At 68.5% G+C, this 13,253-nt stretch carries 15 protein-coding genes and 1 tRNA gene; 10 read left to right on the top strand and 6 right to left on the bottom strand.

Going from position 1 to position 13,253, the window contains the following annotated elements; translation table 11 throughout:
- A partial coding sequence (locus tag ACLL81_RS03265; protein ID WP_411286914.1) for an argininosuccinate synthase occupies positions 1–853 on the top strand: 853 nt, incomplete at its 5' end.
- Here ACLL81_RS03265 and ACLL81_RS03260 read toward each other — a convergent pair.
- Entirely contained in the window at positions 850–1,056 is a 207-nt protein-coding gene (locus ACLL81_RS03260; RefSeq protein ID WP_411286913.1) for a KTSC domain-containing protein, read from the bottom strand. The two genes, ACLL81_RS03265 and ACLL81_RS03260, sit on opposite strands and share 4 nt — an antisense overlap.
- Before the next feature lie 128 nt (positions 1,057–1,184).
- Here ACLL81_RS03260 and ACLL81_RS03255 point away from each other — a divergent pair, with 128 nt between their 5' ends.
- The gene (locus tag ACLL81_RS03255) at positions 1,185–1,589 is read left to right on the top strand and encodes an MAPEG family protein (RefSeq protein ID WP_411286912.1); all 405 of its coding nucleotides are present in this window, start codon (positions 1,185–1,187) and stop codon (positions 1,587–1,589) included.
- Positions 1,590–1,674: 85 nt separating this feature from the next.
- Complete coding sequence (locus ACLL81_RS03250; protein WP_411286911.1) at positions 1,675–2,256, top strand: CC0125/CC1285 family lipoprotein; 582 nt, start codon at positions 1,675–1,677, stop codon at positions 2,254–2,256.
- A gap of 292 nt (positions 2,257–2,548) precedes the next feature.
- Here ACLL81_RS03250 and ACLL81_RS03245 read toward each other — a convergent pair whose 3' ends face one another.
- From ACLL81_RS03245 to ACLL81_RS03235, 3 genes are all read right to left on the bottom strand, one after another.
- Complete coding sequence (locus ACLL81_RS03245) at positions 2,549–3,646, bottom strand: histidine kinase dimerization/phosphoacceptor domain -containing protein (RefSeq protein WP_411286910.1); 1,098 nt, start codon at positions 3,644–3,646, stop codon at positions 2,549–2,551.
- A 472-nt stretch (positions 3,647–4,118) separates the two neighbouring features.
- A tRNA-Gly gene (locus tag ACLL81_RS03240) sits at positions 4,119–4,193 on the bottom strand.
- A gap of 96 nt (positions 4,194–4,289) precedes the next feature.
- Complete coding sequence (locus ACLL81_RS03235) at positions 4,290–5,033, bottom strand: DUF6065 family protein (RefSeq protein ID WP_411286909.1); 744 nt, start codon at positions 5,031–5,033, stop codon at positions 4,290–4,292.
- Positions 5,034–5,122: 89 nt separating this feature from the next.
- Between ACLL81_RS03235 and ACLL81_RS03230 the strand changes: the two genes are divergently transcribed.
- From ACLL81_RS03230 to ACLL81_RS03215, 4 genes are all read left to right on the top strand, one after another.
- Positions 5,123–5,638, top strand: a complete 516-nt coding sequence (locus tag ACLL81_RS03230; RefSeq protein WP_411286908.1) for a prolyl-tRNA synthetase associated domain-containing protein — start codon at positions 5,123–5,125, stop codon at positions 5,636–5,638.
- Positions 5,639–5,708: 70 nt separating this feature from the next.
- Positions 5,709–6,611 (top strand): tetratricopeptide repeat protein, encoded by a 903-nt coding sequence (locus ACLL81_RS03225; protein ID WP_411286907.1) that lies wholly within the window; start codon positions 5,709–5,711, stop codon positions 6,609–6,611.
- A 20-nt stretch (positions 6,612–6,631) separates the two neighbouring features.
- On the top strand, positions 6,632–7,294 hold the full coding sequence (locus ACLL81_RS03220; protein WP_411286906.1) for an LON peptidase substrate-binding domain-containing protein: 663 nt from the start codon (positions 6,632–6,634) through the stop codon (positions 7,292–7,294).
- Between the two features lie 11 nt (positions 7,295–7,305).
- On the top strand, positions 7,306–7,524 hold the full coding sequence (locus tag ACLL81_RS03215) for a Trm112 family protein (protein ID WP_411286905.1): 219 nt from the start codon (positions 7,306–7,308) through the stop codon (positions 7,522–7,524).
- Here ACLL81_RS03215 and ACLL81_RS03210 read toward each other — a convergent pair whose 3' ends face one another.
- Positions 7,525–8,784, bottom strand: coding sequence for a UbiH/UbiF/VisC/COQ6 family ubiquinone biosynthesis hydroxylase (locus tag ACLL81_RS03210; RefSeq protein WP_411286904.1), 1,260 nt, complete (start codon positions 8,782–8,784; stop codon positions 7,525–7,527). It lies immediately after the preceding gene.
- 153 nt (positions 8,785–8,937) lie between these two features.
- Between ACLL81_RS03210 and ACLL81_RS03205 the strand changes: the two genes are divergently transcribed.
- Genes ACLL81_RS03205 through ACLL81_RS03195 form a run of 3 tightly spaced genes read left to right on the top strand, consistent with a single transcriptional unit; the run spans position 8,938 to position 12,294 of the window.
- On the top strand, positions 8,938–10,044 hold the full coding sequence (locus ACLL81_RS03205; RefSeq protein WP_411286903.1) for an HlyD family secretion protein: 1,107 nt from the start codon (positions 8,938–8,940) through the stop codon (positions 10,042–10,044).
- 7 nt (positions 10,045–10,051) lie between these two features.
- Positions 10,052–11,686 carry a DHA2 family efflux MFS transporter permease subunit gene (locus ACLL81_RS03200; RefSeq protein ID WP_411286902.1) on the top strand — a complete coding sequence of 545 codons (1,635 nt, stop codon included), beginning with the start codon at positions 10,052–10,054 and terminating at the stop codon, positions 11,684–11,686.
- Positions 11,686–12,294: a TetR/AcrR family transcriptional regulator gene (locus tag ACLL81_RS03195; RefSeq protein ID WP_411286901.1), complete on the top strand. Its 609-nt coding sequence runs from the start codon at positions 11,686–11,688 to the stop codon at positions 12,292–12,294. Before ACLL81_RS03200 ends, ACLL81_RS03195 begins: the two co-directional genes overlap by 1 nt.
- An 11-nt stretch (positions 12,295–12,305) precedes the next feature.
- On the opposite strand, the gene ACLL81_RS03190 is transcribed toward ACLL81_RS03195, so the two are convergent.
- Positions 12,306–13,124, bottom strand: coding sequence for an enoyl-ACP reductase (locus ACLL81_RS03190; RefSeq protein WP_411286900.1), 819 nt, complete (start codon positions 13,122–13,124; stop codon positions 12,306–12,308).
- Between the last annotated feature and the right edge of the window lie 129 nt (positions 13,125–13,253).

Raw genomic sequence — 13,253 nt, 5'->3', positions numbered from 1 at the left:
CAACGACCAGGTGCGCTTCGAGCTGAGCTACTACGCTCTGGAGCCCGATATCCGGGTCGTCGCGCCCTGGCGGGAGTGGGATTTCAAGAGCCGCGAGGCGCTGCTGGCCTTCGCCCGCGACCACCAGATCCCCATCGCCAAGGACAAGCTGGGCGAGGCGCCGTTCAGCGTCGACGCCAACCTGTTGCACTCCTCCTCCGAGGGAAAGGTGCTGGAGGATCCGGCGGTGGAGGCCCCGGAGTTCGTCCACATGCGCACGATCGCGCCGGAGGACGCGCCCGACACGCCAACGGTGTTCACCATGGACTTCGAGCGCGGCGACCCGGTGGCCATCGACGCGGAGGCCCTGTCGCCGGCCGCCCTCCTGACCAAGCTCAACCAGCTCGGTCACGACAATGGCGTCGGCCGCCTGGACCTGGTGGAGAACCGCTTCGTCGGCATGAAGTCCCGCGGGGTCTACGAGACCCCGGGCGGCGCCATCCTGCTGGCCGCCCACCGGGGCGTCGAGAGCATCACCCTGGACCGCGGCGCCATGCACCTGAAGGACGAGCTGATGCCGAAGTACGCATCGCTGGTCTACAACGGCTTTTGGTTCGCCCCCGAGCGCGAGATGCTGCAGGCCGCCATCGACCACTCGCAGGCCTCCGTCACCGGCCAGGTGCGGATCAAGCTCTACAAGGGCAACGTCACGGTGATCGGCCGCACCAGCCCCTATTCGCTCTATGACCAGGAACTGGTGACCTTCGAGGAAGGCGCCGTGGCCTACGACCACCGCGACGCGGCGGGCTTTATCAAGCTCAATGCGCTCCGCCTGCGGGTGGCCGCCAACCGCGACAAGCGGATGAAGGGTTAGGCGTCCAGCCGGTTGAATGGGTAGCGGTCGCGAATCTCGGCCTGGAAGTAGCGGCCCTTGGAATCCGCGTCGACGAAGCAGCGGTGCACCGCGCCCGGCACGCCCACATAGACGTAGCTCTCGCCGCTGATGAACCGCACCAGCAGCTTGGCGCGGCCCTCGTCGTAGTCGATCTCGCTGATCGCCGTCGACTGAACGTCCATCGGCTCTCTCCAAACCGGGTCACCGCAGGCTAAACGCCCGCGCCGCGGCCAAGAGTTCCCCCTCTGGTAAGAAGCATGCCAAGCTGGCCGTCACGGCGAAGCCTGTTCGCCGACGAGGGGGACTATCCATGGAACCGCACAGCCGGGTGGCGATCGTCACCATACTCGCCCTGCTCCTCTACTTCGCCGCCGGCTGGGAGGTGGGCCGAGCCCGCGGCAAATCCGGGATCGAGGCGCCGGCGATGACCGGCGATCCCCTGCTCGAGCGCGCCGTCCGCGTGCACTACAACATGCTGGAGTGGCTGCCGATCTTCCTGGTCTCGCTGTGGCTGTTCGCCATCTATTGGAACGACCTGGTGGCCACTGTGGTGGGTGTGGTGTGGCTGATCGGGCGGGGCCTCTATGCCCGGGCCTACATGGCCGATCCCGCCAAGCGCGGCGTGGGCTTCATGATCCAGGCGGCGGCCTGCGCAGTGCTGCTGTTCGGCGCGCTGGGGCGCATCCTCTACACCCTCGCCACCACCGGGGCCTGAAGTCAGGGCAACCACAATTGCGGCCAAGTGTTGTGACGTTTACACCTCTTGTCGAGGGACGTTGCGAAGGATCGAGACAGACAAGATGTCAAAGAGATCAGCCGCTTTCGTGGTGAGCTTGGCCCTGGCGGCCGGGCTGGCGGCCTGCGCCACGCCGACGCCCTACCAGCCGGCCATCCCCGGACAGGCGGCGTCAGGCGGCTATTCGGAGATGCGCCTGGAGACCAACCGGTTCCGGGTGAACTTCAACGGCAACAGCCTGACGTCGCGCGAGACCGTGGAGGGCTACCTGCTGTTCCGCGCCGCCGAGCTCACGGTGCAGGAGGGCCACGACTGGTTCTCCATCGTCGACCGCGAGACCAACCGCGACCGGCGGACCTATGTGGAGCCCGATCCCTTCTACCGGCCCTGGTACGGCTCCTACGGCTACTGGCGCCCGTCCTGGCGCTACTATGGCGGCCGCTACGGCTGGCGCAGCTGGGACCCGTTCTTCGGCGACCCGTTCTGGGCCGACCGCGTGGACGTGCGCACGGTGGAGAGGTTCGAGGCCTCGGCGGAGATCGTCCTGGGCCGCGGCGCCAAGCCCGCCGGCGACACCCGGGCGTTCACGGCCCGCGAGGTGATCGACAACCTGCGCCCGCGCATCCAGTACCCCGCGCCGCGCTAGGCGGCGCAGCGTCCGCCCTCCGGCTCCGGCCGGGGGGCGGCGGCTCAGGACGCCATGCGGGCGACTAGCTTGAGACGGGCCCCGGCTCGGCCAGCGTAACCATCACCCTCTTGCGTTGGGCGCCATCGAGCTTCGCGACAGAGCCCGTCTCTTTCGGCGACACTAACTGACCCTCCGACCCCCACCCGCTCAGCGGGTTCGTTCCTCGGCCAAGGTCGAGCTGGACAGCTAATGTAGCAGGTTGTGAAGCCTATGGCGCAACCTGCTTAGAAGGCACTCACAATGACATCAGTCACGAAGTTGAGAGGTCCAAGTCGAGCCGTGTCGAATAGCCATTCTCGTGGCTTGTCGCCATCATTGTCCCGCCGAGTCGTTGAACCGACGCCGTGAGAATCTTGAGCCCCAGCCCGACCCTCCCGCTTGGCGCAACTGTTTTGACCTCGCCCGGTTGAGCATCGTCGCTGCACACTAGCCGATAGCCGGCCTCGCCCACCCGCTTACCGCTCAGGTAGATAGTTCCAGACGACTGCTTGAATGAATGCTTCGAGGCGTTGGTCGCGAGTTCATTGACGATAGTCGCAACTGTCGATGCTTCCTGCGACCCTACCCTCACATTCTCAAAACTGCCTTGGACCGAGACATCGGCCGCAAGCGTCGAACTGATCAGGCTCACGACCTGATCGAGGTACGGCCCAAGCTCGATCAACTCGTTGGTGGCGGCCATCCCCAGATGCTCGTGTAGCGCGGCGACGATGTTGACCTGCCGCGCTACCCGCTCGAGCGAGGCGCGCGCTTCGTCGTTGTCCGAAGCCTGTCGCTCAAGCGAGACGAACGCGCCGACCGCCTGCAACGAATTCTTGACCCGATGGTCGATCTCGCTTCGAAGCACCGTCTCGTTGGCGATGACCGCCCGCAGGTCAAGCTGGGTCATCACCTGATCGGCGAGGATGCGGAGCGCATCCCGCTGCAATTGATCGAGCACTCGCGGCTGATTGTCGAGCACGCACAACGTGCCGATCGGATAACCCCCCTTCGACCTGAGCAACGCTCCCGCGTAAAAGCGCAGCCCTGGGTCGGCGAGGCATAATGGATTATCAGCCATCCGTGCATCGGCCAGCGTATCGGGGATTTCGACGAAGTCATCTTCCAGAATGACGTGGGCGCAAATCGACGTATCGAGCGGCGTCTCTCTTACGCCAAGCCCGGTTTCTGCCTTGAACCATTGCCGCGTCTCGTCAATCAAGTTGATGACGGATATCGGGGTTCCGCAAATCCGCGAGGCAAGCATCACGATGTCATCGAAATCCGTCTCCCGGGGCGTATCGAGAATTTCATACGCTCGAAGCGCTGCCAGGCGCGCGGGTTCGAATGGATGATGCTGGGCTTTCATGAGGAGTACCGAGCGTAAGCTGACCCAAAAGACAAGTGCGCAGGGACCGCGTTATTCCTACTCAATCGAATTGCCCTGGACTATATCGCGGCTCAAAACGATTGCATCGGGAGACCGGATTCCGGGCCCCTCGCGAACGTGTGAATGGCGATCCCTTGTCAGCGCCGAGATCAGCTAGGCGTTGCAAATCCAAGCCTTAGGCGTGCGGTGTAGGTCAGACATGTGCAGGATCGAAAACAAGCGAAGCCCCCAGGCGGGCCATGAAGGGCGGCAAGCCCAGAGGTTGCAAGCCCTAAGAACTGCGCCCCTCGATCGGCGCTAACCGCCTACGCCAGCCGAGACAGGAGTGGCCACGCGCCGCTGCAACGGAGTTGCAACGGAAAGCCTTCGCGATCGCTGGCGCGGAAGCTTGAGGAACCCGCTTCGGGGCCCTAAGGCCCCTATTCTCTTTTGTGTTTCCGCTTCCGAATATTGGAGCGGGCGAAGAGATTCGAACTCTCGACCCCAACCTTGGCAAGGTTGTGCTCTACCACTGAGCTACGCCCGCGCTCCTCGAAGCCGGCCACCGGCCCGCGCCCCGAAAATTCGAGAGGCGGCTTATGGCAGACGCCCCAATCCTTGGCAAGCGGGCGGCCCCGTGAATTCAGCCGCCGAACCGGGGCGTTTTCAGCCGGCGTTTGTTGACGTGGTCCTGGCGGGCGGGCGCCACCTCTTCCGGGAACTCGCCCTTGAAGTAGTAGCGCTGCCAGGCCTCCTTGGTGGCCTCCGGGTCCTGGCGGAAGATCCGTTTGTTGAACTCCGAACGGTGCTTTTCCCACACGTCGTACTGGTTGCGCAGTTCGGGGTTGGAATCCATGCGCCGGATCACCGGCTGGATGTCGGTGAGGGTCTTGTCCTGCAGCAGGGTGATGAAGCAGAACGGCTCGCCCTTCTCGAAGCGCACCTTGCCGGGCCGGGTGAACATCCAGTTCATCGTGAAGGGGAACGGCAGCCAATCGGTCTCCACCACGCCCGCCAGGGGCTGGATGCCGTCCTTGATGTGGTTGGGCGCGCCCATGGCCATCATCGACCAGCCCGGCGGCGTGCGGAACAGGTAACCCGCGTGGAAGGTCAGCACCCCGTGGCTGAAGTGGCTGGTGGCCAGCTTGTGGAAGTCCGGGTGGGGGTAGTCAGGCTTCAGCGTGATGTCGGTCTGCAGATTGCCGCCGTTCCACTCCGCGGTGAAGGCCGTAGGGCAGAGCAGCTCCCACCCCGAGGAGTTGGCCATGGTCAGCGGCAGGCAGCGGTAGGGGTGGCGCGCGGAAAAGCGGTCCATCCAGGCGCGCTGCGGCCGTCCGGGCACGATCTCCGGCGGGCGCTCGGTGACGGGGTAGCACTCCAGTTCCATCGGCGGGACTCTCTGGGGGCGGCGGGATCAGGGTCCCGACTGATAGAGCGCAGGTCGCCTTCCCGTCCAGTTCCGCCTAGATCGGGCGCATGAAGACACGCGCAGACCTGCTGGCCTTCCTGGAGGAGATCGGCGTGCCGGCCGAGACCCATGACCACCCTGCGGTGTTCCGGGTGGGCGAGGACGTGAAGATGCAGATCCCCGGCGCCCACACCAAGAACCTGTTCCTGAAAGACGCCAAGGGCCAGCTCTGGCTGATCTCCGCGCAGGCCGAGGCCTTGATCGACCTGAAACACCTGCCCCTGGTGATCGACTCGGCCCGGCTGTCGTTCGGCAATGCGGAGCTGATGGCCGAGACCCTGGGCGTCACCCCCGGCTCGGTCACCCCCTTTGCCCTGATCAACGACGCCGAACGCCGGGTGCGCTTCGTGCTCGACCGTTCGCTGGCTGAAGCGGAGCAGGTGAATTTCCACCCACTGACCAACACCGCCACCACGACGGTGACACAAGATGGCTTGCGCCAGTTCCTGGCGGCCCTAGGCGTAACGCCCCTGGTGGTGGATTTCGCCGCCATGGCGGTGGCGGAAAGCGCGGCCGTCCGTTGAACCGGGCGCGGCTTGCGACCATCTTTGCCGTCAGACGTTTTCGAGCCTTGTTGCGAAGGACCATCCGACCATGAGCCTGATCGGGGAGACCGCCGGCCCGCCGGCCGCCGAGATCATCAAGGACGGCACGGACGCCAGCTTCATGGCCGATGTGGTGGAGGCGTCGAAAACCACGCCGGTGATCGTCGACTTCTGGGCCCCCTGGTGCGGCCCCTGCCGCCAGCTGGGCCCGGCGATCGAGAAGGCCGTCCTCGCCGCCAAGGGTGCGGTGAAGCTGGTCAAGATCGACATCGACAAGAACCCGGCCTACGCGAAGCAGCTTCGCGTGCAGTCGATCCCGGCGGTGTTCGCGTTCGTGGACGGCCGCCCGGCGGACAGCTTCCTGGGCGCGCTGCCCGAGAGCGAGGTGAAGCAGTTCGTGGACCGCCTGGCCAAGCAGGGCGGCGGCGCGGGCTCGCCCGTCGACGGCCTCCTGGACATGGCGCGAGAGTCTCTGGAGCTGGGCGACCTGGGCGGCGCGGCCCAGGCCTATGCCGGCGTCCTGCAGGAAGATCCGGCCAACCTGAAGGCCCTGGGCGGCCTGGCCAAGGTCTACATACAGTCCGGCGACGCGACGCGGGCCCGCGAGGTGGTGGCCATGGCCCCCGACGGCGCCAAGGACCCCGACCTGGACAGCGTCCGCGCATCCCTGGCGCTGGCCGAGGACGCCCCGTCTGAGACCACGGAGGTCGAAGCCCGGCTGGCGGCAGACCCCGCCGACCACGCGGCCCGCTTCGAGCTGGCCAGGGCCCTCGCCGGGCAAGGCAAGTTCGCCGAAGCCTGCGACCACCTGCTGGCGATCATCGAGGCCGACCGCGAGTGGAACGAGGGCGCCGCGCGCAAGCAACTGCTCACCGTGTTCGAGGCGGCGGGCCATGCTTCCGAGGTGGCCAAGGCTGGCCGCCGGCGGCTCTCGGCGGTCCTGTTCAGCTGATCGGCGAGGGAGGAAGCGTCATGCCCGGCTACCGCCGCACCGTCGACCTGCCGCAGGTGATCGCGGTGTTCCCGCTGGACGGCGCCCTGTTACTGCCCGGCGGCGACCTGCCGTTGCAGGTGTTCGAGCCGCGCTACCTGAACATGATCGACGACGTGATGGCCGCCGACCGCATCGTCGGCATGATCCAGACCCGGGCCGGCGGCGACCGTAAGCGGCCCCGTCTGGCCAGCGTCGGCTGCGCCGGCCGGATCACCAGCTATGCGGAGACCTCCGATGGCCGCTACCTGGTGACGCTCACCGGGGTGTGCCGCTTCGAGGCCGGCGAGGAGTTGGCCATCCGCACGCCCTATCGCCAGCTCCGCGCCCGTTACGACCGCTTCGAGGAGGACCTGGACCGCGACGAGGCGGCAGAGGCCGAGGAGGAGGCCCGCGGCCGCTTCGCCCGGGCGCTGAAGCGCTATCTGAACCGCCGCGAGCTGGACATTGACTGGGAGACCGCCAACACCGCCCCGCTGGAGGCCCTGGTCAACAGCCTCTCCATGGGCCTGCCTTTCGGGCCTGCGGAGAAGCAGGCTCTGCTGGAGGCCGAGGGCCTGACAGGCCGGTTCGACGCCCTCACCACCCTCCTGGAGATCGACTCCATGGATGACGGCGATGACGCGCCGCATGTGGTGCAGTAGAGGTGGCGCCCATGAGCGAGCCCTTGACCCCTGACGCCCCGGCCCTGGAGGTGGACGTTGACCCCCGCCTGCTGGAGATCCTGGTCTGTCCGGTGACCCATGGGCCGCTGGAGTTCGACCGCGCCAAGGCCGAGCTGGTCAGCCGCTCCGCGCGCCTGGCCTATCCAATCCGCGACGGCGTGCCGATCATGCTGCCCGAGGAAGCCCGCGAGCTGGGCGAGGGCGAGTAGCTAGAGCGCTTCGCCCCGCAGCAGCCGGGGCAGGTCGCCCACCGCGCCGCCGGCCTCCTGCATGAAGAACCTGCGCGCCGGGGCCACGCGGTTGACCGCCGCCATCCCCGCGCCCCGGGCGAGGCGCAGCAGCGGGTTGTCGTTGGAGAACAGCCGCACGAAGGCGTCCGTGCCGGCCGAGAGCGTCACCGTGTCGAACCGGCGCCAGGGGGCGTAGCGTTCCAGCACCGCCTCGGAGCCGATGTCCTCACCGAGCCGAAGCGCGTCCACCAGGGTCTGGGCCAGGGCCGCGGAGCCTTTCAGGCCCAGGTTCAGGCCCTGGCCGGCGATCGGGTGCACGGCGTGCGCCGCATCGCCCAGCAGCGCCACCCGGTGGGCGGACAGGCGCTCGGCCAGCTGCAGGCTCAGGGGGTAGGTGAACACCGGGCCCTCCACCACCGCCTCGCCCAGGAACTCGCCGAAGCGCCGGGCCAGGTGGGCGTGGAAAATCTCCGGGCGGGCGGTCCGCAGCGCCTCGCCGCGCCGGGTGGTCTCGGTCCAGACCAGGCTGGCGCGGTCGCCGGTGAGCGGCAGGATGGCGAACGGCCCGCCGGGCAGGAAATACTCGTGCGCCACGCCCTCGTGGGGCCGGGCCAGCCGCACCGTCGCCACCACCCCGGTCTGCGGATAGTCCCAGCCGACCACCCCGATGCCAGCGGCCTGGCGGACCTGGGAGCCACGACCCTCTGCGCCCACCACCAACGGCGCGCACCGGGTACTCCCGTCGATCAGGGTCACCGACGCCGAACGGGGCCCGAAGGTCGCGCCCGCCACCTGGGCGGGGGCCAAGACCTCGATGCCGGCGGCCCGGACGGCGGCGGCGAGCGCCGCGCGGATATGCCGGTTCTCCAGCAGGTACCCCAGCGGTTCGCCCTCGGAACGGTCGGCGATCTCGGCGGAATCGAAGCGCAGGTAGAAGGGGGTCTGGCCGCCAGCCGCGGCCCCGGGCGTACGCCCGTCGGTGACCAGGATCTGCTCGATCCGCTGGGCGTGGGGGCTGAGCGCCGCCTCCAGCCCCAGGGCGCGCCACTGGCGGTAGGCTGCATAGGCGATGGCCGAGGCCCGCCCGTCGAAGGTCGGCGCCGCCTGAGCGTCGAACACCACCGGGTCGATCAGCAGCGGCCTGACCCCGGCCTGGGCCAGCGACAGGGCCAGGGTGGCGCCGGCGATGCCGGCGCCGGCGATGATCACGTCGGCGTCGAAGGGCTCGGTCCCGCTCATGGCCTGGGATACGCCACGAAGCCGCGCCGGCGTCCAGCGTCCAGGCCTTCTTTGGACGGCAGCGTCCAGTTTTCCCTTGGCTGTCGCCACCGGCAGGCCTATCCGGGAAGGGCGGACCGCGGGGTCCGGGGTCTTGTGGGCAGGTCAGCGTCGATGGCGGGGATGCCGAACTCTCGTCTGGTCTCGATGGCAGTCGGCGGCGTGGCCGCCGTAGCGCTGGCCGTCGGCGGCTTCGCCTGGTGGACCGACAAGCAGACCTACGAGACCACCGACAACGCCTTCGTCCAGGCTGACAAGGTACCGGTGGCCGCACTGGTGGACGGCTACGTCGCCGAGGTGCTGGTGACCGACAACCAGGCGGTCCAGGCCGGCCAGGTGCTGGTGCGCATCGACCCGGCGACCCTGAGGGCCCGGCTGGCCCAGGCCGAGGCCGAGGCCCGGGCCCTCGAAGCCGCCGTGCGCGGCGTCGACGACAAGGCTGTCCTCGAGCAGGCGATGATCGCCCAGAAGGCGGCCGGGGTGCAGAGCGCGCGGGCGATGGCCCAGCTCGCCGACGCCGAACTCAACCGCTATGGGGCGCTCGCCCGCCAGGGCTGGGTGTCCTCGCAGCGGGCCCAGACCGCGCGGGCCATGCAGAGCCAGGCCGCCGCCGGCGTGGCCGAGGCGCAGGCGACGCTGGAGGCCGGGCGGCGCACCGCCCAGTCCCTGGGCTCCGCCCGCGAACAGGCCGCCGCCCAGGCCGCCGCGGCCCGCGCCGTGGTTGACCAGATGCGCATCGACGTGGCGCGCACCGAGCTGCGCGCCCCGGTGTCCGGCGTGGTCGGCGCGCGCGGCGTGCGGCCCGGACAGTACGTGCGTCCCGGCGGGACCCTGATGAGCATCGTGCCCCTGGGCGACGCCTTCGTTGTGGCCAACTTCAAGGAGACCCAGGTGGCGCGCCTGAGGATCGGCCAGCCGGTGGAGATCCGCACCGACGCCTTCGGCAAGCAGGTGATCAAGGGCCACATCGACAGCTTCGCCCCGGCCACAGGCTCGGAATTCGCCCTAATCCCAGTGGAGAACGCGGTGGGCAACTTCACCAAGATCGCCCAGCGCCTGCCGGTGAAGATCGCCGTGGACCGCAGCCAGCCCCTGGCGGCCGGCCTGCGCCCGGGGCTTTCGGTGGACGTGAAGGTGGACGTGACCCGCAACACCGGCGCCAGCTTCGCGGAATCCGGCGCCTCGCCCGCCCAGTACGCCCGCCGCGGCCTCGCGCGCTGACCCGGCCGTGGCCGACGCCGCCCTTCCGCAAACTCCCGGCCGCGGCTTCGACGGGCCGCTGACCGCGGATTCCGGGCCGCTGGGCAAGCACAGCGAGGTCAACTGGACGGCCGTCTACCTGGGCTTCGGCGGCATGGCGATCGGCCAGTTCATGGCCCTCCTGGACATCCAGATCGTCGCCGCGGCCCTGGCGGAGATTCAGGCTGGGGTGGGGGCCAGCGCCGATCAGATCGGCTGGATCCAGAGCATCTATCTCCTGGCCGAGGTCGTCGCGATTCCGCTCAGCGCCTACCTGTCGAAGATGTGGGGCACCCGGCCGTTCTATGTGGGCGCGACCGCGGCCTTCATCGTCACCTCGGTCCTGGCGGGCCTGTCGGGCAGTATCGAGATGCTGATCTTCATGCGGGCGCTGCAGGGGCTCGCGGCGGGCGCCATGATCCCGGCCACCTTCGCCGTCGCCATGACCGTCTTCCCCTTGGACAAGCGGATCACCGCCAACATCATCGTCGGCGTCATCGTCACCTTCGCGCCCACCATTGGTCCGACCCTGGGCGGGCACCTGGCGGAGTGGACCAGTTGGCGCTGGCTGTTCTTCGTCAACGTCATCCCAGGACTGCTGGTGATCTTCCTGGTGGGCCGCTGGGGGGATTTCGACCGCGGCGACCCCCGGCTGGCCCGCGGCATCGACTGGCTGGGCCTGGTGCTGATGAGCGTCTTCCTGCTGTCCATGCAGTACGTGCTGGAGGAGGGGGCCAGCGAGGGCTGGTTCCGCGAGGACCTGATCCTGTGGCTGGCCGTGACCGCCGCCGTAACCGGGGCGGTGTTCGTCTGGCGACAGCTGAGTTACCGCCAGCCGATCGTTTCCCTCAAGCCGTTCGGCGACCGCAACTTCACCCTGGGCGTGGTGATGAACTTCATCACCGGCATGAGCCTGTTCGGAGGCACCTTCATCCTGCCGCTGTTCCTGGCCCAGGTGCGCGGCTATTCCGCCGCCGAGATCGGCACCACCATGCTGGTCTCCGGTCTGGTCATGTTTCTGTCCGCTCCAGTCCTGGGTCGGGTGGTGCGTCTGTTCGACTTCCGCATCTCGCTGGTCCTGGGCCTCCTGCTCACCGGCTGGGGCATGGGCCTGGGGGTGCGGGTCACCGCCGAGTGGGGGTTCTGGGAGTTCGCCGGCCTGCAGGCGGCCCGCGGCCTGGGGGCGATGGTCGCCATGATCGCCGCCTCGCAGATGAGCGTCGCCACCATGCCCGCGCACATGATGAAGGACGCCTCCGGACTGCTGAACCTGATCCGCAACGTCGGCGGCGCGGTGGGCATGGCGATGATCTCCACGGTTCTGGGCCACCAGGGCGCGGTCCACTATGGCGCCATCACCGCGCGAGTGACCGAAAGCAACATCGCCAGCCAGGACTTCCTGGCCGGCCTTGTGGCGCGCATGGCCCAGCTAGGGGTCGCCGACCCGGAGGGCGCCGGGCGCAAGGCGGTAGCCTTCATGATGCGCCAGGAGGCCACGGTGCTGGCCTATGGCGACGCCTTCGGCCTGCTGGCGGTCGCCCTGATCGCCGCCGCCGTGCTGGCCTTCTTCGCTGCGCCGCCGGTAAACGCCAACACCGCGCCGCCCCCGGAAGAGGACCTCTGATGCCCCGCGTCGCCGGCCAGATCGACCTGTCGAAGAACGAGGCCATCCTGGACGCCGCCGTCGATGTGCTGGCCGAGCGCGGGGTGTCCGCGCCCATGGAGGAGATCGCCCGGCGGGCCTGCGTCTCCAAGCAGACGATCTACAACCACTATGGCTCCAAGGCCGAGCTGGTGCGCGCGGTGGCGGCTCGCCGGGTGCACGAGATCACCGCGCCGCTCGAGGCGCCCGAGGCCATGGAGCACCCCGCCGAGGCCCTGGCCGCCTTCGCCCGCGAGATGCTGGGCGCGCTCACCCGTCCCCGCGCGGCGGCCTTCATGCGCATGGCCATGCTCAGCGCCGCCGACATGCCCGAGGTGGCCCAGGCCTGGTACGAGGCGGGGCCCAGGGCCAGCCGCCGCAAGCTGGCCGACTTCCTGCGGATGGAGACCGACGCGGGGCGCCTGGACATCGCCGATCCCCTGGAGGCGGCGGAGTTTTTCGCCGGGATGGCGATCGGGTCCTACCAGACCGCCGCCCTGCTAGGCGTCGTGCGGCCGCTCTCCGAGGCCAGGATCGAGGCCATCGCCGCCGAGGCCGCCGCGCGCTTCATGCGGGCCTACGCTGTCTAGGAACCGGGACACTAGGCTTCTGCGGCCTCGTCCTCGCTGAAGCCCATGATGTGGAAGCCCGCGTCCACGTGAACCACCTCGCCGGTGGTGGAGCGGCCGAGGTCCGAAAGCAACCACAGGGCCGCTCCCGCGACGCCCTCCATGGAGGTGTCCTCCTTCATGGCCGAGAGCGAGCGGCCCTTGGCCAGCATACCCCGACCGCCGGTGATCCCGGCCAGCGACAGGGTGCGCATGGCGCCCGGCGACAAGGCGTTGACCCGGATGCCCTTGGGCCCCAGGTCCCGCGCCGCATACCGGGTGGCCGCTTCCAGGCCGGCCTTGGCCACCCCCATGGTGTTGTAGTTCGGGATCGCGCGCTCCGAGCCCATGTAGGTGAGCGTCAGGATCGAGCCGCCGTGCGGCATGATCTCCGCGGCGCGGCGGGCGCAGTCCACGAAGCTGAACGCCGAGATGTTCATGGCCCGCAGGAACCCCTCGCGGGTGGTGTTCTCCACGAACGAGCCCTTCAGCTCGTCCTTGTTGGCGAAGGCGATGGCGTGGACAAAGAAGTCGATGGTCCCGAAGGCGTCCTTCACCGTCGCGAACGCAGCCTCCATGGAATCATCGTCGGTGACGTCCACGGCCGCCAGGGTCTTGACCCCGATGCTATCGGCCAGGGGCTGCACCCGCCGCTCCATGCCGGGCAGGTGCAGGAAGGCCATCTCCGCGCCCTGGGCGGCCAGTTGGCTGGCGATCCCCCAGGCGATCGACTGGTGGTTGGCCACCCCGGTGACCACCCCCCGCTTGCCCTTCATCAACTCGCCCTGAAGCATCTGATAGTCGTCGGCCACTTGGCGTCTCCCTCGCGGTCTGATCTCAGATGCGGGTTTGTGGCCGATCACACCGCGGGTGTCATCCCGCAAAGCCGCGGCCTTAGAACCGTGCCATCACCAGGCTGCCGTTGGTGCCGCCGAAGCCGA

Origin of the sequence: Phenylobacterium sp. (assembly GCF_046590535.1) — a bacterium.
In the GTDB taxonomy this organism is placed as follows: domain Bacteria; phylum Pseudomonadota; class Alphaproteobacteria; order Caulobacterales; family Caulobacteraceae; genus Phenylobacterium.
This window is presented reverse-complemented; position numbering and strand designations above follow the sequence as displayed.

What these genes read in the sequence shown, in the direction of transcription:
- ACLL81_RS03260 (WP_411286913.1), bottom strand. Translation starts at nt 1,056, where the DNA reads ATGGACGTTCAGTCGACGGCGATCAGCGAGATCGACTACGACGAGGGC.
- ACLL81_RS03255 (WP_411286912.1), top strand. Translation starts at nt 1,185, where the DNA reads ATGGAACCGCACAGCCGGGTGGCGATCGTCACCATACTCGCCCTGCTC.
- ACLL81_RS03250 (WP_411286911.1), top strand. Translation starts at nt 1,675, where the DNA reads ATGTCAAAGAGATCAGCCGCTTTCGTGGTGAGCTTGGCCCTGGCGGCC.
- ACLL81_RS03245 (WP_411286910.1), bottom strand. Translation starts at nt 3,646, where the DNA reads ATGAAAGCCCAGCATCATCCATTCGAACCCGCGCGCCTGGCAGCGCTT.
- ACLL81_RS03235 (WP_411286909.1), bottom strand. Translation starts at nt 5,033, where the DNA reads ATGGAACTGGAGTGCTACCCCGTCACCGAGCGCCCGCCGGAGATCGTG.
- ACLL81_RS03230 (WP_411286908.1), top strand. Translation starts at nt 5,123, where the DNA reads ATGAAGACACGCGCAGACCTGCTGGCCTTCCTGGAGGAGATCGGCGTG.
- ACLL81_RS03225 (WP_411286907.1), top strand. Translation starts at nt 5,709, where the DNA reads ATGAGCCTGATCGGGGAGACCGCCGGCCCGCCGGCCGCCGAGATCATC.
- ACLL81_RS03220 (WP_411286906.1), top strand. Translation starts at nt 6,632, where the DNA reads ATGCCCGGCTACCGCCGCACCGTCGACCTGCCGCAGGTGATCGCGGTG.
- ACLL81_RS03215 (WP_411286905.1), top strand. Translation starts at nt 7,306, where the DNA reads ATGAGCGAGCCCTTGACCCCTGACGCCCCGGCCCTGGAGGTGGACGTT.
- ACLL81_RS03210 (WP_411286904.1), bottom strand. Translation starts at nt 8,784, where the DNA reads ATGAGCGGGACCGAGCCCTTCGACGCCGACGTGATCATCGCCGGCGCC.
- ACLL81_RS03205 (WP_411286903.1), top strand. Translation starts at nt 8,938, where the DNA reads ATGGCGGGGATGCCGAACTCTCGTCTGGTCTCGATGGCAGTCGGCGGC.
- ACLL81_RS03195 (WP_411286901.1), top strand. Translation starts at nt 11,686, where the DNA reads ATGCCCCGCGTCGCCGGCCAGATCGACCTGTCGAAGAACGAGGCCATC.